This is a genomic window from Kitasatospora indigofera, assembly GCF_014655955.1.
Taxonomy (GTDB): Bacteria; Actinomycetota; Actinomycetes; order Streptomycetales; family Streptomycetaceae; genus Kitasatospora; species Kitasatospora indigofera.
The window spans coordinates 1-18,173 of sequence record NZ_BNBO01000005.1 but is presented as its reverse complement, the minus strand read 5'-3'; the positions used below and the strand labels follow the sequence as shown (position 1 = coordinate 18,173).

Genomic DNA, 18,173 nt, shown 5'->3' with positions numbered 1-18,173 from the left:
CCCCCGGGAGTTACGAAGAGGTGGTCCGACCTTTACCTGCTGTGCCTGCTGTGCCTGCACTCCCGATTCGGGGGTACAGGCTCTCCAGGCCTCCAGGCACCCTTCCGTCCGATGGGCGGGCGGTCGGGCTGAGGGCCAACAGGAGACTCTACGCCCGCAGGTACACCGGTTCCGAATGCCGTTCGTATCTCGGGCAGGCGTGCGCCCCGTGTACGCCGGTCGGGTGCCTGCGACCGCCACCCCCGCGAGGGTCCCGGGCGGCCCGGCCGACCGGTGCAGACATGGGCAAATGGGTGTGATTACCGACACGTCCAGCGGCGTGTCTTGCCACAAGTCGTCAACCTTTGGGTGGGATCGGGGGCCGGGTACTTGCGCGAACCGCCGCGCCCGTGTGGACTACGGCCAAGCCTCGGCATGGATGCCGAGCCGAATACTGGAGGTTATTCCCGTGAGCGCGACCGCGGACCCCGCGGACAAGTCCAACCCGGCGCACCGTCTGGGCTTCGAAGAAGGCCAGATCGTCCAGGAGCTCGGGTACGACGATGACACTGACCAGGATCTCCGCGAAGGCATTGAGGAGATCACCGGTACGGATCTCGTCGACGAGGACTACGACGACGTCGCCGACGCCGTTCTGCTGTGGCACCGCGAGGAGGACGGGGATCTCACCGATGCCCTCGTCGACGCCCAGGAATACCTGGCCGACGGCGGCCTGGTGTGGCTGCTGACCCCCAAGACGGGCCGTGACGGGCACGTCGAGGCCCATGAGATCGCGGACGCCGCCAAGACCGCCGGTCTCTCCCAGACGAGCTCGGTGGCGGTCGCCAAGGACTGGGCCGGCACCCGTCTGGCGACCCCGAAGGCGGCGAAGTCGGGCAAGCGCTGAGCGCCGGAGAAGCCTGGAGCGGGCCCCGCTGGAGTTTTCTCCAGCGGGGCCCGCTCGTTCCCGGCGCGGGCCTGTAGGTGTCGCCGGGCGAGTTGTTCGCCGAGGGCGAAAGCGGTGGGCCGGGGCCCGAGCTCGCTCACCCGTTCGGCCTAATTGCCCCGGACGGATGCAAGGATGTGGCTCGGCCGCGCCCGCAGAGCGGCCACGTCGCGTTCAGAAAGGTCCGCATCATGGCCATCGAGGTCGGCACCCAGGCTCCGGATTTCGAGCTCAAGAACCAGCACGGCGAGCTGGTCAGGCTCTCCGACTTCCAGGGCGAGAAGAACGTCGTCCTGGTCTTCTACCCGTTCGCCTTCACCGGCGTGTGCACCGGCGAGGTGTGCGCGATCCAGAAGGAGCTGCCGCGCCTGCAGAACGACGACGTGCAGGTCCTGGCCGTCTCCTGCGACTCGCCGTTCACCCTGCGCGTCTTCGGCGACCAGGAGGGCCTGGAGTACCCGCTGCTCTCGGACTTCTGGCCGCACGGCGCGGTCTCCCGCGCCTACGGCGTCTTCGAGGAGGAGAAGGGCTGCGCCGTGCGCGGCACCTTCGTGATCGACAAGGCCGGTGCGGTGCGCTGGTCGGTCGTGAACGGCCTGCCGGACGCCCGCGACGAGCAGGAGTACCTGAAGGTCCTCGGCGCCCTCTAGGCCGCGGCGGCCGGCGGGGGCCAGCCGGCCCCCGCAGCGGTGCGTCACCGGGGCGATCCGGAGGGCGATCCGGAAGGAGTTGGGCCCGGTCACTGCGCAGGACGGGAACCCGGCACTACGATCGGGCCGTTGGCAGGTCAGAGGCGCACCGGCCGAGGCCGGCCGCTTCGGACCGCACCGCGGGGGCACCACGACGTGCCTCCCGAATCTTGGAGGACCAGTGGGTGTCAGCCTGAGCAAGGGCGGCAATGTCTCCCTCACCAAGGAGGCCCCCGGCCTGACCGCCGTGATCGTCGGCCTTGGCTGGGACGTCCGCACCACCACCGGCACGGACTTCGACCTGGACGCCAGCGCGCTGCTCTGCAACGAGGGCGGCCGGGTCGACGGGGACGGCAACTTCGTCTTCTTCAACAACCTGAAGAGCCCGGACGGCTCCGTCGAGCACACCGGTGACAACCTCACCGGTGAGGGCGAGGGCGACGACGAGCAGATCAAGGTCAGCCTGGCCACCGTGCCGGCCAACGTCGCCAAGATCGTCTTCCCGGTGTCGATCTACGACGCCGAGAACCGGACCCAGAACTTCGGCCAGGTCCGCAACGCGTTCATCCGCGTCGTGAACCAGGCCGACAACAAGGAGCTGGCCCGCTACGACCTCTCCGAGGACGCCTCGACCGAGACCGCGATGGTCTTCGGCGAGCTGTACCGCAACGGGGCCGAGTGGAAGTTCCGCGCCATCGGCCAGGGCTACGCCTCGGGCCTGCGCGGCATCGCGCAGGACTTCGGTGTGAACGTCTGACCCGCCCGCCCTCCCGCCGCGGCCCCGCGTTCCCCGGAACGCGGGGCCGCGGTGTCTTGTCCCGGCGCCGGCCCGGATCGTCCCGTGCCCGCCCGGAGCGTGCCGCGCCGTCCCGCGCCGTCCGGGGGCGGCCCGCTCCGGGCGGGCGCCGGGCCGGGCGCTGATAGGTTCTGCTAGTTCAGGAAGTTCAGTGGGCGGCCGGTGGTCGTTCGGGGGTCCGAGGGCATAGATCTGGGATGCGCCTCGTCGTGCCGCCGTCCGGCCGGAGCCGCCAGGGAGTGGGAGGAAGAACAGTCATGAGTGTCACGCTCGCCAAGGGCGGGAACGTCTCGCTGACGAAGGCCGCGCCGAATCTGACGCAGGTGCAGATCGGGCTCGGCTGGGACGCGCGCTCCACCACGGGTGCGCCGTTCGACCTCGACGCCAGCGCACTGCTCTGCCAGGCCGGGCGGGTGCTCGGCGACGAGTACTTCGTGTTCTACAACAACCTGAAGAGCCCCGAGGGTTCGGTGGAGCACCAGGGCGACAACCTCACCGGTGACGGCGAGGGCGACGACGAGGTCGTCGTGGTCAACCTGGAGCTGGTGCCGGCCCACGTGGACAAGGTGGTCTTCGCGGTGTCGATCTACGACGCCGAGGCCCGGATGGAGAACTTCGGCCAGGTCCGCAACGCGTACATCCGCGTGGTGAACGTGCTGGACGGGCAGGAGATCGCCCGTTACGACCTGACCGAGGACGCGTCCAACGAGACCGCCATGATTTTCGGTGAGCTGTACCGCTACCAGGGGGAGTGGAAGTTCCGCGCGGTGGGCCAGGGTTATGCCTCCGGCCTGCGCGGCATTGCTCTGGATTTTGGCGTAAACGTACAGTAAAGGCCTCATCATCACTCGGAACGAGCAACAAGGGGCACCGCGGGGGTGACCTGACCGGGATCCGGTCCCGGTCAGGGCGTCTCAGGACGACGCCGCACCCGTGGCATGCGCCCTGAAACCCGAAAGGTAACCAAATCCCGTGTTCCTCCGCACATTCGGCTGGTCGTTCGCGATCACTGCCGTCGGCCTGATCGCTGCCGGCCTGCTCTGGGGCGCCGAGGGCTTCGGCATCGTGCTGATCCTCTCCATCCTGGAGATCTCCCTGTCGTTCGACAACGCGGTGGTCAACGCCACGGTGCTGAAGCGGATGAACCCGTACTGGCAGAAGATCTTCCTCACCGTCGGCGTGCTGATCGCCGTCTTCGGCATGCGCCTGATCTTCCCGCTGCTGGTGGTCGGTCTCACCGCGCACCTCAACCCGGCGACCGTGATCGACCTCGCGCTGCACTCCGACCAGACCTACAACGGGTCGACCTACGCCCAGTACCTGGAGGCCGCCAACCCGGCCATCGCGGCCTTCGGCGGCATCTTCCTGCTGATGATCTTCCTCGACTTCATCTTCGAGGAGAAGGACTTCAACTGGCTGAGCTGGATCGAGAAGCCGCTGGAGAAGGTCGGCAAGCTGGAGGCCTTCTCCTCGGTCATCGCCCTGGTCACGCTGGCCCTGGCGGCCAACTTCTTCGCCGCCGAGAACGCCGAGACGGTGCTGCTCGCGGGCATCATGGGCCTGGTCACCTACCTGGCGGTCAACGGCCTGTCGAGCGTCTTCGAGGCCGGCCTGGAGGAGGAAGAGGAGGCCGAGGCCGAGGCCGAGAAGACCGGCAAGTCCATCGTGCAGGTGGGCGGCAAGGCCGCGTTCTTCCTCTTCATGTACCTGGAGGTGCTGGACGCCTCGTTCTCCTTCGACGGCGTGGTCGGCGCGTTCGCCATCACCCAGGACATCTTCATGATCACCTTGGGCCTCGGCATCGGCGCGATGTACATCCGCTCGCTGACCGTCTTCCTGGTCCGCAAGGGCACGCTGGACGACTACGTCTACCTGGAGCACGGCGCGCACTACGCGATCGGCGCGCTGGCGGTCATCCTGCTGGTCGGCATCGAGTACCACATCCCGGAGATCGTCACCGGCCTGATCGGCGTCGCCTTCATCGGGCTGGCCCTCGGGTCGTCGATCCTGCGCAACCGCCGGGCGGCGGCGGCCGGCGGCAGCGGGGACTCCGAACTGGTGGGCAGCAACTCCCACTAGGGCCGGTCCCGGCCGGTCGAGTCGTTCCCCCGGCCCGCGTCCGGCAGTGAAAGGTCCGCGGCACCACCGCGGACCGGCCGCAGCAGCACAGCGAAACGGCCGCTCCCCGCACGTGCGGGGAGCGGCCGTTTCGCCGTGCTGCGCCGGTCGTCAGCCGAGCTGCTGCTCGATGGCGCGCAGCTTGCGCTCCAGCGAGTCGAGCTTGGGCATCGACAGGGTGTCGTCGTCCGCCGTCAGGTCCACCGAGGGGGACGAGTACGAGGAGGAGTAGGGCGACGACGAGGAGGAGGAAGAGGCGTAGGGCGACGAGGAGGAGTACGAGGACGAGTACGAGGACTCGACCGCCGCACGCGGACGCCGGCCCGGCTCCAGCGCGCTCCTGGGGGTGGGTTCCAGGGCCGTGGAGGCGCTGCCGGTGCGGGCGTCCGGTTCACCGGCTAGCGCAGGCTCCGAAGCGCTCTGGCCGTCCCCGGCAGCGGTCAGGGCAGGTACCTGGCGGCCGCCGCGGGCCCGGCCGAGCATCCCGCCCTGGCGGGAGATGGCCTTCAGCTCGGCCCGTTCGCGCCGGTCGGCACTGCGGGCGCGCACCTTGGCGTCCATCTTCGACTGGCGCTCCTCGCGGACCTCGTCCACGGCCTCGTCCAGGCTGCGGACGTTCTCCAGCAGCATGAGCGACCAGGCCGCGTAGGTCTCGCGGGGGGCGCGGATCCAGCGGACGATCCGGATCTGCGGCAGCGGGCGGGGCACCAGGCCCTGCTCGCGCAGGGCGGCCTTGCGGGTCTGCTTCAGCGCGCGGTCGAAGAGGATCGCGGCCGAGATCGACATGCCGGAGAAGAACTGCGGGGCGCCGTCGTGGGCACCGCCGCGCGGGGCGTGCACCCAGTTGAACCAGGCGGACGCCACGGCGAACACCCAGACCAGCAGGCGGGAGCCGAGCGCGGCGTCGCCGTGGCTGGCCTCACGGACGGCGAGCACGGAGCAGAACATCGCCGCGCCGTCCAGGCCGAACGGGACGAGGTACTCCCAGCCGCCGGAGAGGCCCAGGTTCTCCGTGCCGAAGCCGACCAGGCCGTGGAACGACAGCGCGGCGGCGACACCGGCACAGCAGAACAGCAGGACGTAGGAGGCGATCCCGTAGATCATCTCCTTGCGGCGACGGCGTTCCTCGGTGCGCTCCCAGGAGTCGCCGGAGTCCTCGCTCTTGTTGTTCCTGAAGCGGAGGGTCGCCACCAGGACGGCGGTGAACACCAGTGCTGCGCCGCCGACGACGGCCCACACCAGTTGTATGGACGAGAGGTTCATTGCGGGTCGGGCCTCGGCTTTCCGCAGGAATGGTCTGTGTGCGGCACGGAGATCAGGTACCGCGGTGAACGGTGGGCCTGACGGTGCGTCGTTGCCGGCCGCGGGCGCACCTGGGGTGCCCCCGTGATGCGGACGGGACACCTGTGCGGCTAGACGATATCGCGTCCCAGGGGGCGGCATCGTACGGGAGCCGTCTTCTGCTCGCCATCCGGCACGCGGGGGGCGCTTGACGGTGCCTCGGGCGCCGACTTGGGTAGGGGTGTCGGTACGCACGGTGGCCGCCCGGTCGACGGATGCCGGATCATGAACCGTCAGATCGACTGGCGGACCTGGGGGAGGACTGGATGGCCTCGGTTTGGGAGTACCTGAGGGGCGAGCGCAACACCCTCGACCCCGGTGGACAGCACAAGGTGACCCTCACCAAGGCGAAGCCGCAGCACGCCCTCACCGGCGCCGCGGCCACCACCGGCAACCTGTACGTCAACCTGCACTGGAGGACCCGGGCGTCGGCTCCCGGAGCCTCGGCGGGCGAGACCTTACGGCGCTGGTTCAGCCCGCGGATCCTCAGCCCGATGGAGCCCGACTCGTACCAGCGGCCGGACGTCAACGTCGACCTCGACCTGGCCTGCATGTACGAACTGAGCGACGGCAAGCGGGGTGTGGTGCAGCCGCTGGGCAAGCTCTTCGGGGACCTGCAGAAGCCGCCGTACGTCAAGCTCAGCGGTGACGACGTGTACGGAGCGCCCTCCGGCGAGACGATGTACATCAACCTGGAGAAGAAGGACCAGTTCAAGCGGCTGCTGATCTTCGTGTACATCTACGACGGCACCCCGGCCTTCGGCCAGACCGACGCGGTGGTGACCATCGTGCCGCAGACCGGCCCGCGGATCGAGATCAAGCTTGAGGAGCGGGCGCCCGCCGCGCGCTCCTGCGCGGTGGTGCTGATCGAGAACACCGGGGACGGGCAGCTGACGGTGCGCCGCGAGGTCCGGTACGTGAACGGGTTCCAGTCGGACATCGACCGGCTGTACGGCTTCGGCATGCAGTGGCAGCGCGGCTACAAGACGCCCTCGGGGACGGCGGAGTGACCGCCGGGCCCGCCGCCGGGCCCGGACGGCGGCCGCCCGGCGCGGCCCCGCCGTCCGGCTCCGGCGGCCGGGCCGGTCAGCGCGGCTGGAACTGCGGGCCCTGCGGGGGCAGCGCGAAGGCCTCCTGCGGCGCGGGCTGCTGCGGGACCGGCGGCGGGGGAGCCGCCGGGGCCTGCGGGTAGCCGTAGCCGGACTGCTGGGCCGGCTGCTGGGCGCCCGGGTGCGGGTAGCCGTAGCCGGGTTGCGGGTAGGGCTGCTGCGGGGCCGGCGGGTACCCGCCGGCCTCCGGCCGCGGCGCGCCCCAGCCCGGCTGGGGCTGCGGCTGGTGCGACCCCCAGGCGGGCTGCGGGTGCTGCTGCGGGGCCGGCGGCGCCACCGGCGGTGCGGTGGGCGGTGCGACCGGCGGCGGGGGCACCGCCGGGGGCGTGGCGGGCGCCAGGGTGTACGTACCGGGCTCGGAGCGGGGCTCCGAGCGGGGATCCGGGCGCGGCGTGTTGCGCGGGTCCCGGGCGGGGTCGCCGGCGGGCTGCCGCGGGGCCGGCGCGGTGGTCTCCGGCTCGTCCTCGACGGTGATGCCGAAGTCGGTGGCCAGCCCGATCAGGCCGGAGGCGTAGCCCTGCCCGACCGCGCGGAACTTCCAGCCGCCGTCCCGCCGGTAGATCTCGGCGGCCAGCAGGGCGGTCACCTCCTCGGCGTCCGTCACCGCGAACTCGGCCAGCGCCGGGGGCGCCCTCGCCCGCCGCGGCGTCGAACAGCAGCACCCGCAGCCGGACCACCGCGCGGAACGAGCCGCCCTCGGCGGAGCCGGCCAGCACCACCCGGTCGACGTCCGCCGGCAGCTTGCCGAGCTCGACCTCGATGGTGTCGGCGACCTCGCCGTCCTGGCCCGTCCGGTGCTTGGGCAGGTGGCGCACCAGGCCGGAGGGGTGCCGGGGCTGGTTGTAGAAGACGAAGTCCGCGTCCGACCGGACCCGGCCGTCGGCGCCGAGCAGCAGCGCCGAGGCGTCCACGTCCGGCGATCCGGGTACGGCGTTCCAGCGCAGCACGGCGCGGACCGCGGCCACCGGCAGCGCGACGTTGGCGCCCTTTGCCATCACGTGCGTCATAGCGGACCATCCTGCCCCTTCGCCACCCATTCGGACAACGTGGCCGAAGGTGGCCGAAGCGTGCAGGCCTTTGCCGACTGCTTGCGCTTTGTGAAGTGGACGGTAACCTTCCGAGAATTCGATGTTTCGACGGAGCATTGGGACGCAACGGTCCGTACGATGGGCGGCCTGGGGCCCCGGGGGGTTTCAGCAGCTCAGCAAGGCCGCCGGCCCCTCGTACGCGCAACGGCGCGCGGCACGCGGGCGCCCTCCCGTACCGTCCGCCCGCCGGACGTGACCCCGAACCGGGAACCACGGCACCCGGCCGACCGGTTGTCGACGTGTCGGCGCACCACCGCCGAGCAGGACCCACCCCAGTGCCACCACCGCCGTGACCATGCCCGATCCACCCCCAGCCCCGCCGCCCGGCGAGCCGCACCCCCCTGAGGAGAGCACCTTGCGCCACTTCGGCCACCTCGCCGACGACGTACGCGAACGCCTCTTCCTCGAACAGCCCGGGGGCTTCGACCGGGACAGCGAGGCGGGCGTGCTCTCCACCGCGCTGGGTGCCACCCTGTACTGTCCGGCGACCCGGGAGACCCTGGGGGCGGACGTCCGCAAGCAGGCCGCGCGGGGTGTCGTCTCCATGGTGCTCTGCCTGGAGGACGCGATAGCGGACCACGAGGTGCCGGCCGCCGAGGCCAATCTGGTCGCCCGGCTCAGCGAATTGCACACGTCTCGCACACAGGACCTTCCCCTTCTCTTCATCAGGGTGCGCGCCGCCGGTCAGATCACCGATCTCGCCCGCCGGCTCGGCCCCGCCGTCGGCCTGCTCTCCGGCTTCGTCCTGCCCAAGTTCACCGAGGAGAGCGGCAACGACTTCCTGGAGGCCCTCGCGGCCGCCGAGGAGAGCAGCGGCCACCGGCTGTTCGCCATGCCGGTGCTCGAATCCCCCGAACTCGCCCACCTGGAGACCCGCCGCGAGCAGCTGTTCGGCATCTCCCGGCTGCTCTCCAAGCACCGCGACCGGATCCTCGCCGTCCGTCTCGGCGTCACCGACCTCTGCTCCGCGTACGGCCTGCGCCGCTCGCCCGACCTGACCGCCTACGACGTCGCCCTGGTCGCCGCCGTCATCGGCGACGTGGTCAACGTGCTCGGCCGCGCGGACGGCAGCGGCTTCACCGTCACCGGGCCGGTCTGGGAGTACTTCCCCGTCCAGGAGCGGATGTTCAAGCCCCAGCTGCGCCGCACCCCGTTCGCCGCCACCGACCCTCCCGGCGAGGCCGTCCGCCAGCGGATCATCGAGCACGACCTGGACGGGCTGATCCGCGAGATCGAACTCGACCGCGCCAACGGACTGCTCGGCAAGACCTGCATCCACCCCAGCCACGTCCCGGCCGTGCACGCCCTCTCGGTGGTGACCCACGAGGAGTTCTCGGACGCCCGCGACATCCTCGACCAGGAGCGCGGCGGCGGCGGGGTGCTGCGCTCGGCGTACACCAACAAGATGAACGAGGCGAAGCCGCACCGGGCCTGGGCGGAGCGCGTGCTGCTGCGCGCCGAGGTGTTCGGCGTGGCCCGGGAGGACGTCAGCTTCGCCGAACTGCTGGCCGCCTGTCTCTGACCCGCGCACCCGGGGGCGCTCGGCGCACCGGACGGCGCTCCGGGCGGCCCCGGCGCGGGCCTGGCAGTCCGTCCGCGGGCCGGGCGGCCGCAGCCCCGGCCGCCCGCACCCCCGTACGCTGGGCTTTCGGCCCCGGCCCGGCCGTCGGGCCGGGTACCGGGACCGGCCGGGCCGGTGCCCCGGGGCAGCGACGGCAGGCGCGCGCCCGGCGTGCACGCCAGGCGCGCGTACACCGCCGTACGCATGCCTGACACCTCCGCCTGATATGCACGCCTGAGACGCACCACGCCCGACGAGCCGCACGCCCGCGACGCACCACCCGACCAGCAGCACCCCGACCAGCGGTACGCCCGTCGAGCCGCCCGCCCGACAAGCACCCGGACCGGCCCGCGGGGAGCCGGACCCGCACGTACGCCCCGAACGCATGTGAACGAGCACGAAAGCAGGAGCAGTGACAGCACAGGACGCCCCCACCGGCCCCACCACCGCCGCGACGGCGCCGTGGACGGGCCGCTGGGTCACCGACCGGCTCGGCATCGGCCTGACCGGATCGGAGCGGCTGCCCGAGTTCGTCGGACTCGCCCTGCGTGAGAACAAGAAGCGCGCCCACCTGCTGGTCTCCAACGTGCTCGGCAAGCACGTCCCGCAGCGCCCCGGCGTCGTCCACGGCGCCGGGCTCGACCTCGGCCGCCGGGTCCGCGAGCTCCTCGGCGAGGACGCCTCCCGGCAGGCCGTCGTGCTCGGCTACGCCGAGACCGCCACCGGCCTCGGCCACAGCGTCGCCGACGCCCTCGGCGCGCCCTACCTGCACTCCACCCGGCGGCCGGTCGAGGGCGTCACCCCGGTCGGCGGCTTCGAGGAGGAGCACTCGCACGCCACCTCGCACCTGCTGCTCCCCGCCGACCCCGCCCTGCTGACCGGCGACGGGCCGCTGGTGCTGGTCGACGACGAGTTCTCCACCGGCAACACCGTCCTCAACACCATCCGCGCCCTGCACGCCGGCCACCCGCGCGCCCACTACGTGGTGGTCTCCCTGGTCGACCTGCGCGGCGAGGCGGACCGCTCCCGGCTCGCCGAGGCCGCCGCCGACCTCGGCGCCCGCCTCGACCTGGTCGCCACCGTCAGCGGCGGCGTCCGGCTGCCCGCGGACGTCATGCCGCGCGCCCAGGCGCTGATCGACCGCGCCGAGCCCCCCGCCCCGCTGCCCGACGGCCCGCCCGCCCCCGTCACCCGGGTCGACCTCGGCTGGCCCGCCGGTCTGCCCGACGGCGGCCGGCACGGATTCACCCCCGAGCACCGGGCCGCCCTCGACAGCGCGCTGCCCGAGCTGACCAAGCAGCTGCTCCGCGGCCTGGTCGCCGGGCCCGCCACCCCGGACCCCGGCCTCGCCGCCGCCCCGCGCGTGCTCGTCCTCGGCTTCGAGGAGCTGATGTACGCCCCGCTGCGCCTGGCCGGCGGACTCGCCGGCGTGCTCGGCGAGGAGAGCGTCCGGTTCTCCACCACCACCCGCTCCCCGGTCCTCGCCGTCGACGACCCCGGCTACGCGATCCGCACCAGGCTGGCCTTCCCCGCCCACGACGACCCGGCCGACGAGGGCTCCGACGAGCGCTACGCCTACAACGTGGCCCCCGGCAGCGACCCCCGCCGCCGCTTCGAGGCGATCGTCCTGGTCGTCGACGACCACGGCGACACCCCCGCCCTGCATCAGGGGGAGCGCGCGCTGCTGCGCCAGCTGCGGCAGGTCACCGACCACGTCGTGCTCGCCGTCCTGCCGTCCTACCGGCCGGGCGCCGCCGCCCCCGCCCGCCGTCCGTCCGACGGACCGGGCACCGCCGCCCCGTCCGTCCCCGTACCTCCCCCGGCCGCCTGATGGACCGGGACCCCCGTACGCACGCGTCCGACCATCAGCCCGAGCCCGACCATCAGCCGCGCACCAGACCGAAGGCGAACATGACCACGCTGCCCCCCAGCACCGCGACCACACCGCGCCCGCTGTACGGCCCGGAGTTCTCCTCCTACGCCGCCGCCGATGTCACCTGGCTGCTCACCGACCTCTCCGACGTCCCGCTGGAGGCCCCCACCGAGGAGCGCGAGGAGGCCGTGCAGAGCGGCGGCGCGCACTACGCGGAGTCCCTGCCCGTCGAGTACCAGCCCAGCCCCGAGTACCAGGAGCTGTTCCACCAGGCCCTGCGCACCTCCGCCCGGCGGATCGCACTGGCCGTCGGCACCGTCGCCGAGACCCTGCTGCGCGAGCGCGGCCGCGGCCTGGTGCTCGCCTCGCTCGCCCGGGCCGGCACCCCGGTCGGCATCCTGATCCGCCGCTGGCTGGCCTTCGCGCACGAGATCGACACCCCGCACTACGCGGTCTCGATCGTCCGCGGCCGCGGCATCGACCAGGTCGCCCTGCGCTACCTGGCCGCCCACCACAACGCCGCCGACGTGGTCTTCGTGGACGGCTGGACCGGCAAGGGCGCGATCACCCGCGAACTCGCCGAGGCCCTCGTGGGCACCGACTTCAACCCCGAGCTCGCCGTCCTCGCCGACCCGGGCGGCTGCGTGCGCACCTACGGCACCCGGGACGACTTCCTGATCCCGTCCGCCTGCCTCAACTCCACGGTCTCCGGCCTGATCTCACGCACCGTGCTGCGCGCCGACCTGATCGGCCCGGACGACTTCCACGGTGCCAAGCACTACGCCGACCTGGCCGGCGCCGACGTCTCCAACTCCTTCCTGGAGACCGTCGCCGACCACTTCGAGGCCGTCCGCGAGGAGGCCCTCGCGGCCGCCGCGCGGCTGGCGGAGGAGGACCGCACCCCCGGCTGGGAGGGCTGGGCCGCCGTCGAGCGGATCAGTGCCGAGTACGGCATCGACAACGTCAACCTGGTCAAGCCCGGTGTCGGCGAGACCACCCGGGTGATGCTCCGCCGGGTGCCCTGGCGGGTGCTCGCCCGGCGCGGCGCCGGCGCAGACCTCGACCACGTACGACTGCTGGCGGCCCAGCGCGGGGTACCCGTGGAGGAGGTCGACGACCTGCCCTACTCCTGCGTCGGCCTGATCCACCCCCGCTACAGCCGGGGCGCCGTCGGCGAAGCCGGCACCGCCGTGCTGACGAAGGAGGCCTGACGCCTGATGAGTACCGACCGGCAGTTCCTGGTGGCGAGCGACCTCGACCGCACCCTGATCTACTCCAACCGCGCCCTCGCCCTGGACGTCCCCGACCGGCTGGCGCCCCGCCTGCTCTCCGTCGAGGTGCACGACGGCAAGGCGCTCTCCTTCATGACCGAGCAGGCCGCCGAGCTGCTGGTCGAGCTCGTCGGCGAGGCCGTCTTCGTGCCCGCCACGACGCGCACCCGCACCCAGTACGAGCGGGTCAACCTGCCCGGCCCGACGCCCGGCTGGGTCCCGCAGTACGCGATCTGCACCAACGGCGGCCAGATCCTGGTCAACGGCGTGCCGGACCAGGACTGGCAGGCCGAGGTCCGCACCCGGCTGGAGGCCGCCTCCGCCCCGCTGCGGGAGGTGGTCGAGCACCTGGCCCTGGCGGCCGACCCGGAGTGGACCCACAAGCGGCGGGTCGCCGAGGACCTCTTCGCCTACCTGGTGGTCGAGCGCGCCGAGCTGCCGGCCGGCTGGCTCGACGAACTCACCGCCTGGTGCACCGAGCGCGGCTGGACGGTCTCCCTCCAGGGCCGCAAGGTCTACGCCGTGCCCGCCCCGCTCAGCAAGAGCGAGGCCCTGGCCGAGGTCGAACGCCGGCTCGGCGGGGCCACCGTCCTCTCGGCCGGCGACTCCCTGCTCGACGCCGAGCTGCTGCTGGCCGCCGACGCGGGCTGGCGCCCCGGCCACGGCGAACTCGCCGACTCCGACTGGACGGCGCCGGGCGTCACCGCCCTCACCCAGGTCGGTGTCGCGGCGGGCGAGGAGATCGTCCGCCAGATCCTGGACCGGGTCCGGGCCGGCGCCCGCCCGGGGGCCGCGCGGACCGCGCCGGCCAGGTAGGGGCGGGCGTCGCCGGTCCGGGAGGGCGGGCGTCGCCGGCTCCTGGTGGGCGCCTGCTCCTGATGGGCGGGCGCCGTCCGTCGGTGCTTCGCTCCGCGGCGACTCCCGGGTCAGCCGCAGCAGCCGCCACCGCAGCAGCCGCCGCCTCCGCCGGAGGGGGCCTGCTGCGGGGCGGCCGAGGCACCGCCGCCCACACCGGTCACGGCGACGGTGGAGAGCAGCTTGACGGTGTCGGGGTGTCCCTGCGGGCACACGGCCGGGTCGTTGGCCTGGGCCATCGCGCGGCGGAGCTCGAAGGTGGCGCCGCAGGAACGGCAGCGGAAGTCATAACGAGGCATGTCCGCAGGGTACCCAGCGGATCAGCCGGTAGGCACGCCCTGGTCGCGCTTCTGCCGGACGTACACCTGCTTGCGCACCCGTGCGACGACCGAGCCGTCCGCCGCCAGCACCTCGGTGTCGAACCAGACCAGCGCCTTCTTGCCGTCCTGGGTCAGCTCGCGGATCTCGGCGAGCCGGTCGTCGGTCAGCGTGAACTCGGCGAAGATGTCGCCGCGCCCCGGCGACACGAAGCTGATCTCGGCGGCGGCGTCCCAGACCAGGTAGTCGCGGCCGAGGTTCTGCATGACCAGCAGCATCCAGAACGGATCGGTCATCGCGAAGATGGACCCGCCGAAGTGCGTGCCGACGTAGTTGCGGTTCAGCCGTCCGAGCCGGAGCCGGACCTTCGCGGAGCGGAAGTCGTCCGAGACCGCCAGCACCCGGATGCCGGCGAAGAGGAAGGGCGGCCAGAGGTTGATCCCACGCCGGAAGGTCGCGGCGGTCATGGTGCGCTTACGTGCCATGGGAGGACTCTAGCCGATTAAGTTACTGGCGAGTAATGCCACTGTCGGGTCCGGTGGTGGGGCCGGTCGTGGGTCCGGCATCGACACCGGTACCGGGTCCGGTTGCTGCCCGCCGTCCCCGGGCCGCGGTCAGTGGTGGCCGGCCGCGCCCAGGTCACCGCGGATCAGCTCCACCACCTTGGCTGCCGTCTCCCGGACCTCGGCCAGTTCGCCCAGGAAGTGCCAGTAGTCGGGGTGCCGCCCGGCCGCCTCCAGCTCCGCGACCGCCCGGTCGAGCCGCGCCACCGCAGCGTCCAGCGGGCCCGCGTGCCGGGGGTCCGGCGCCTGCCGTCCGGCCATCGCCAGCCGCTGGGCGTCCCGCAGGGCGAACCGGGTCCGCTCGATCTCGCGGTGCGGGTCGTGCTCCACCTCGTTCAGCCGCCTGAGCCGTTCGTTGACCGCGGCCACCGAGTCGTCCGCCGTGGTCAGCAGCGCCCGGACGGTACCGATCGCGCCCGTGGCGTCCGGCCAGCGCTGCTCGTCCCGGGCCCGCGCGGCCTCGGCCAGCTTCTCCCGCGCGGCCCGCACCGCCTCGGCCACCTGCACCGGCACCCGCTGCAGGTCCTGCCAGCAGGCACTGCTGAACCGGCGGCGCAGCTCGCTCAACGCCGGCTCGACCGTCCCCGCCTTCGTCTCCAGCGCCTGGATCCGGGTCCGCAGACTCGCCACCCGGCGGTCGATCTCCTGGGCCCGCTCCGGCAGCCGCTGCGCGTGCTCCGCGACCGCCTCCGCCCGGCGCGCCACGTCGTCGGCCCGCTTCAGCGTCGGCGCGACCCCGTGCTTCGAGGCCCCCTCGTTCAGCCGGGTCAGCTCCGGTGCCAGCTCGGCCAGCTGCGCCGCGAGGTCGTCCGCCTTCAGCCCGGCCCCGCGGACCGCCTCCAGCGCGGTGGTCGCCGCCAGCAGCGAACGCTTCGCCTTCTCGACGGCCGGCGTCACCCGCATCAGCTGCGACTCCGCCTGCTGCAGCAGCGGCTGCAGCCGCTGCAGGAACCCGTCCAGCTCCGCCTGCGCCGACCCGAGCTGCCCCTTCACGTCCTCCAGCCGGCGCCGCGCCTGCGTGGCCGCGCCCGATTCGAGCTCCTCGGCGTCCAGGTCGTACGCGTCGAGCGCCGCCAGGTAGTTCACACTGACCTGGTCCACCCGCCCCGAGACCTGCTGGAAGTCGGCCAGCACCTGGCGCGCCGCCGCACTGTCCTCGGCCGCCCGCACCGTCTCCACCGCCAGCTGCACGTCCCGCTGGGCCGAGTCCAACTCGTAGAACGCCTGCTGCGCGGCGTCCCGGGCCGCCCGGGCATCGGCCCGCAACGTGTCGTTGCGCCGCCACCAGCCGCCCCGGCCACCCCCCGCACCACCGAAGGCCGCCGCCCCGGCAGCCCCCACCATCCCCGCCACCACCAGCGGCAACACCAGCGCCTCGACCGCCGCGCCCCCGAGCCGCCCCCGCCCGCTCCCGCCGGCCACTCCCACGTCCGAGCTCCCTGCCTAGCCGTCCCGTCCTGCCCGTCCGCCCGAAGGCCGTCCCGGCAGCTGATCCACCACCCATTCTTCCCGATCACCCCCGCCGACCGGCACCCCTCCCACCACAGCCACGCACCCGTCCCGCCCGGCCCCGCCGCACCTGCTGCCGCCCTGGCTGCCGCTTCCCCTTCCCTTCCTGTTGCACCCCTGTCCCACTCCTCGGCCATGTGCACCGGAGGGTCCCCCGGACCAGGTACTCTTGCCTTTCGTCGTGCCCCACGGGCCGCGACGGGGGGCGCGTAGCTCAGTGGTAGAGCGCTGCTCTTACAAAGCAGATGTCGGCGGTTCGAAACCGTCCGCGCCCACCAGCCAAAATGCCCCGCAGCGATCACGCTACGGGGCATTTGACTGCACTGACTGACGGCAACGGCTGAATGTCAGCCGGTCTTGCGGCGCCTCTTCAGCAGCCGGTCCATGTGCCCCAGAGCCTCCCGCCGGGTGTCCTCCGAGACGTGCGTGTAGACGTTCATGGTGACCGCGATCTGCGAGTGCCCCAGGATCTCCATCACCACCCGCGGGGCGACGCCGGCGGCGAACAGGATCGTGGCGCAGCCGTGCCGGGTGTCGTGCAGGCGGATGCGCGGCAGACCGGCGTCGGCGCCGAGCCGCTCGAAGGAACGGCTGAGGTTCCGGGGCTCGACCGGCCGACCGCTCCGCGTGGTGAACACGTACCCAGTCTCCTCCCACTCCTTCCCGGCCGCGTTGCGCTGCTCGGCCTGCTGGAGCCGGCGCCAGCGAAGCGGCGCGATGCACATGGTTGGCAGCGGGATCACACGGGTGCGGCGGTTCTTCGTGCTGTCGGCATAGAGCTCCTTCTGCACCCGCTGGAGCTGGTTGCGAACCGTCAGGGCACGGCGGTCCAGGTCGATGTCGCTCCAGCGCAGTCCTAGGATCTCGCCGCGCCGCAGTCCCAGCGTGATGGCGAGCACGAACGCGGTGTACAGCGGGTCCGGCCGGGCGGCCTCCAGGAAGGCGGCCGTCTGGTCGAGCGTCCACGTCTTCATCTCGCGCACCTCCACGCGGGGAGCCGGGACCAGGGCGGCCACGTTCCGGCTGATCAGTTCCTCGCGGCAGGCGGCCGCCAGGGCCGTGCGCAGCACCCGGTGGGACTCCTTCGCCGTGGCGGCGGACGCCTGGCGCGTCACGGCACCGACCAGCCGGCGAACGTCGGCGACGCTCAGGGACTCCAGGCGCTTGGTCCCGATGGCCGGGATCAGGTAGCGCCTAACGTGGGTCTCGTACTTGGCGTAGGTCGTCTTCTTGCGCTGCGGCCGGATGAAGTCCTCCAGCCAGTAGGGGAGCCACTCGGAGAGCTTCTGCGAGCGCGTCGGGGTCGGGATGCCCGTCCGGTCGCGCTTCACCAATTCCTGCCGCTTGGTGTCGCACTCCTCCCAGGTGTCGCCGTAGACGGTCTTGCGCTTGCGGGTGCCGTCTGGCTGCGGGACGTACACCCGCCCCTCGTACCGGCCGTCCTTGCGCTGCCAGATACTCCCGGCGCCGTTCGGGTTCTTACGGGCCATCAGTGGCAGTTCTCCTCGGTCTTGTTGCGGATGTAGTCGGCCAGGCTGTCGACGGCGATGCGCCGGGAGCGGCCCTCGGTGAAGCTGGCGAGGCTCTTGGAGCGGATGAGGTCGTAGACCTTGCTGCGGCTCATGCGAAGGGCGGCCATGACCTCGGGGACGGTCAGGGCCTCGGGAATGGCGGTGGCCATTCGGTCTCCTCGGGTTGAGGTGGACTGCCGGTGGGTGTGTCCCAGGGCTGTCCCAGGAATCGGGGCTGGTCCGGGTGGGTGCTGGGACAGTGGGACAGCTGGGACACGTCAGGGGTGGTCGGGCTGTCCTAGCGGCGCGGTGTAGCTGCCGTGGTTTGCGTTGAGCTGTCCGTCGGCGGCCATTCGGGAGCAGGTGCGGCGAGTGTTCTCGCGGTCCAGGCCGGTGGCGTCGGAGATGTCCAGCGGCTTGCTGCCGGGGTGCGTGCGCACATAGGCGAGGATGGTGGCGCGGGTGTCGCCGATGGTGTGGTCGCTGGCGGGGCCGTTCAGGAGGAGCCAGCTGCCGGTGTCGGGCTGGAAGGCGAGGGCGTGTTCGGCTTCGTCGACGTCGCGGCCGGTGATGTGCAGGACGCCGTCGGCCTTGCCGCGTGCGCGTTTGAGGACGAGGGTGGCGTCGGCGGCGCCGGCGAGGCCGT

14 protein-coding genes, 1 tRNA gene and 3 pseudogenes are annotated in these 18,173 nt (G+C 72.4%); 10 read left to right on the top strand and 8 right to left on the bottom strand.

The genetic code is table 11. From position 1 onward, the window contains the following. The first annotated feature begins 448 nt into the window (after nucleotides 1-448). The 5 genes from IE329_RS06740 to IE329_RS06720 all read left to right on the top strand — a co-directional run bounded on the left by IE329_RS06740 (nucleotide 449) and on the right by IE329_RS06720 (nucleotide 4,489). Nucleotides 449-886: a DUF3052 domain-containing protein gene (locus IE329_RS06740; RefSeq protein WP_073927554.1), complete on the top strand. Its 438-nt coding sequence runs from the start codon at nucleotides 449-451 to the stop codon at nucleotides 884-886. A 230-nt stretch (nucleotides 887-1,116) separates the two neighbouring features. Next, a complete protein-coding gene (locus IE329_RS06735) occupies nucleotides 1,117-1,575 on the top strand; it encodes a peroxiredoxin (protein ID WP_190209900.1) in 459 nt (152 codons plus the stop codon). Between the two features lie 220 nt (nucleotides 1,576-1,795). After that, a complete protein-coding gene (locus IE329_RS06730) occupies nucleotides 1,796-2,371 on the top strand; it encodes a TerD family protein (RefSeq protein WP_073927552.1) in 576 nt (191 codons plus the stop codon). Nucleotides 2,372-2,667: 296 nt separating this feature from the next. Continuing rightward, complete coding sequence (locus IE329_RS06725; protein ID WP_190209899.1) at nucleotides 2,668-3,243, top strand: TerD family protein; 576 nt, start codon at nucleotides 2,668-2,670, stop codon at nucleotides 3,241-3,243. A 139-nt stretch (nucleotides 3,244-3,382) separates the two neighbouring features. Then, entirely contained in the window at nucleotides 3,383-4,489 is a 1,107-nt protein-coding gene (locus IE329_RS06720; protein ID WP_190209898.1) for a DUF475 domain-containing protein, read from the top strand. Nucleotides 4,490-4,639: 150 nt separating this feature from the next. Here the strand turns inward: IE329_RS06720 and IE329_RS06715 are convergent, their stop codons facing one another. Next, nucleotides 4,640-5,791, bottom strand: coding sequence for a DUF2637 domain-containing protein (locus IE329_RS06715; protein ID WP_190209897.1), 1,152 nt, complete (start codon nucleotides 5,789-5,791; stop codon nucleotides 4,640-4,642). A gap of 344 nt (nucleotides 5,792-6,135) precedes the next feature. On the opposite strand from IE329_RS06715, the gene IE329_RS06710 reads away from it, so the two are divergent. Next, the gene (locus IE329_RS06710) at nucleotides 6,136-6,879 is read left to right on the top strand and encodes a TerD family protein (protein WP_190209896.1); all 744 of its coding nucleotides are present in this window, start codon (nucleotides 6,136-6,138) and stop codon (nucleotides 6,877-6,879) included. A 76-nt stretch (nucleotides 6,880-6,955) separates the two neighbouring features. On the opposite strand, the pseudogene IE329_RS42000 reads toward IE329_RS06710, so the two are convergent. Then, a pseudogene (locus IE329_RS42000) lies at nucleotides 6,956-7,985 on the bottom strand (TerD family protein). A gap of 436 nt (nucleotides 7,986-8,421) precedes the next feature. On the opposite strand from IE329_RS42000, the gene IE329_RS06700 reads away from it, so the two are divergent. From IE329_RS06700 to IE329_RS06690, 3 genes and pseudogenes are all read left to right on the top strand, one after another. Then, on the top strand, nucleotides 8,422-9,588 hold the full coding sequence (locus tag IE329_RS06700) for an HpcH/HpaI aldolase/citrate lyase family protein (protein WP_190209895.1): 1,167 nt from the start codon (nucleotides 8,422-8,424) through the stop codon (nucleotides 9,586-9,588). Nucleotides 9,589-10,039: 451 nt separating this feature from the next. Continuing rightward, nucleotides 10,040-12,711 (top strand): annotated as a pseudogene (locus tag IE329_RS06695) (phosphoribosyltransferase). A 6-nt stretch (nucleotides 12,712-12,717) separates the two neighbouring features. Further along, nucleotides 12,718-13,587: an HAD family hydrolase gene (locus IE329_RS06690; RefSeq protein WP_190209894.1), complete on the top strand. Its 870-nt coding sequence runs from the start codon at nucleotides 12,718-12,720 to the stop codon at nucleotides 13,585-13,587. Between the two features lie 110 nt (nucleotides 13,588-13,697). Here the strand turns inward: IE329_RS06690 and IE329_RS06685 are convergent, their stop codons facing one another. The 3 genes from IE329_RS06685 to IE329_RS06675 form a co-directional block, all read right to left on the bottom strand. Beyond that, nucleotides 13,698-13,925 (bottom strand): FmdB family zinc ribbon protein, encoded by a 228-nt coding sequence (locus IE329_RS06685; protein WP_073927543.1) that lies wholly within the window; start codon nucleotides 13,923-13,925, stop codon nucleotides 13,698-13,700. 21 nt (nucleotides 13,926-13,946) lie between these two features. Continuing rightward, nucleotides 13,947-14,429, bottom strand: coding sequence for a DUF4442 domain-containing protein (locus IE329_RS06680; RefSeq protein ID WP_229927229.1), 483 nt, complete (start codon nucleotides 14,427-14,429; stop codon nucleotides 13,947-13,949). A gap of 129 nt (nucleotides 14,430-14,558) precedes the next feature. Beyond that, on the bottom strand, nucleotides 14,559-15,935 hold the full coding sequence (locus IE329_RS06675) for a coiled-coil domain-containing protein (RefSeq protein WP_190209893.1): 1,377 nt from the start codon (nucleotides 15,933-15,935) through the stop codon (nucleotides 14,559-14,561). Between the two features lie 284 nt (nucleotides 15,936-16,219). Here IE329_RS06675 and IE329_RS06670 point away from each other — a divergent pair. Then, nucleotides 16,220-16,294: transfer RNA gene (locus tag IE329_RS06670), tRNA-Val, on the top strand. A gap of 69 nt (nucleotides 16,295-16,363) precedes the next feature. Here IE329_RS06670 and IE329_RS06665 read toward each other — a convergent pair. The 3 genes and pseudogenes from IE329_RS06665 to IE329_RS06655 all read right to left on the bottom strand — a co-directional run. After that, nucleotides 16,364-17,506, bottom strand: a complete 1,143-nt coding sequence (locus IE329_RS06665; RefSeq protein ID WP_190209892.1) for a tyrosine-type recombinase/integrase — start codon at nucleotides 17,504-17,506, stop codon at nucleotides 16,364-16,366. Further along, a complete protein-coding gene (locus IE329_RS06660) occupies nucleotides 17,506-17,697 on the bottom strand; it encodes a helix-turn-helix domain-containing protein (protein ID WP_190209891.1) in 192 nt (63 codons plus the stop codon). The genes IE329_RS06665 and IE329_RS06660 overlap by 1 nt, the downstream gene beginning before the upstream one ends. A gap of 108 nt (nucleotides 17,698-17,805) precedes the next feature. Further along, a pseudogene (locus IE329_RS06655) lies at nucleotides 17,806-18,173 on the bottom strand (DNA repair protein RadA); the annotation flags it as partial.

Excerpts from the sequence above, each read along its gene's own strand:
- IE329_RS06690 (WP_190209894.1), top strand. The coding sequence starts at position 12,718 with ATGAGTACCGACCGGCAGTTCCTGGTGGCGAGCGACCTCGACCGCACC.
- IE329_RS06660 (WP_190209891.1), bottom strand. The coding sequence starts at position 17,697 with ATGGCCACCGCCATTCCCGAGGCCCTGACCGTCCCCGAGGTCATGGCC.
- IE329_RS06710 (WP_190209896.1), top strand. The coding sequence starts at position 6,136 with ATGGCCTCGGTTTGGGAGTACCTGAGGGGCGAGCGCAACACCCTCGAC.
- IE329_RS06680 (WP_229927229.1), bottom strand. The coding sequence starts at position 14,429 with ATGGCACGTAAGCGCACCATGACCGCCGCGACCTTCCGGCGTGGGATC.
- IE329_RS06725 (WP_190209899.1), top strand. The coding sequence starts at position 2,668 with ATGAGTGTCACGCTCGCCAAGGGCGGGAACGTCTCGCTGACGAAGGCC.
- IE329_RS06665 (WP_190209892.1), bottom strand. The coding sequence starts at position 17,506 with ATGGCCCGTAAGAACCCGAACGGCGCCGGGAGTATCTGGCAGCGCAAG.
- IE329_RS06685 (WP_073927543.1), bottom strand. The coding sequence starts at position 13,925 with ATGCCTCGTTATGACTTCCGCTGCCGTTCCTGCGGCGCCACCTTCGAG.
- IE329_RS06715 (WP_190209897.1), bottom strand. The coding sequence starts at position 5,791 with ATGAACCTCTCGTCCATACAACTGGTGTGGGCCGTCGTCGGCGGCGCA.
- IE329_RS06735 (WP_190209900.1), top strand. The coding sequence starts at position 1,117 with ATGGCCATCGAGGTCGGCACCCAGGCTCCGGATTTCGAGCTCAAGAAC.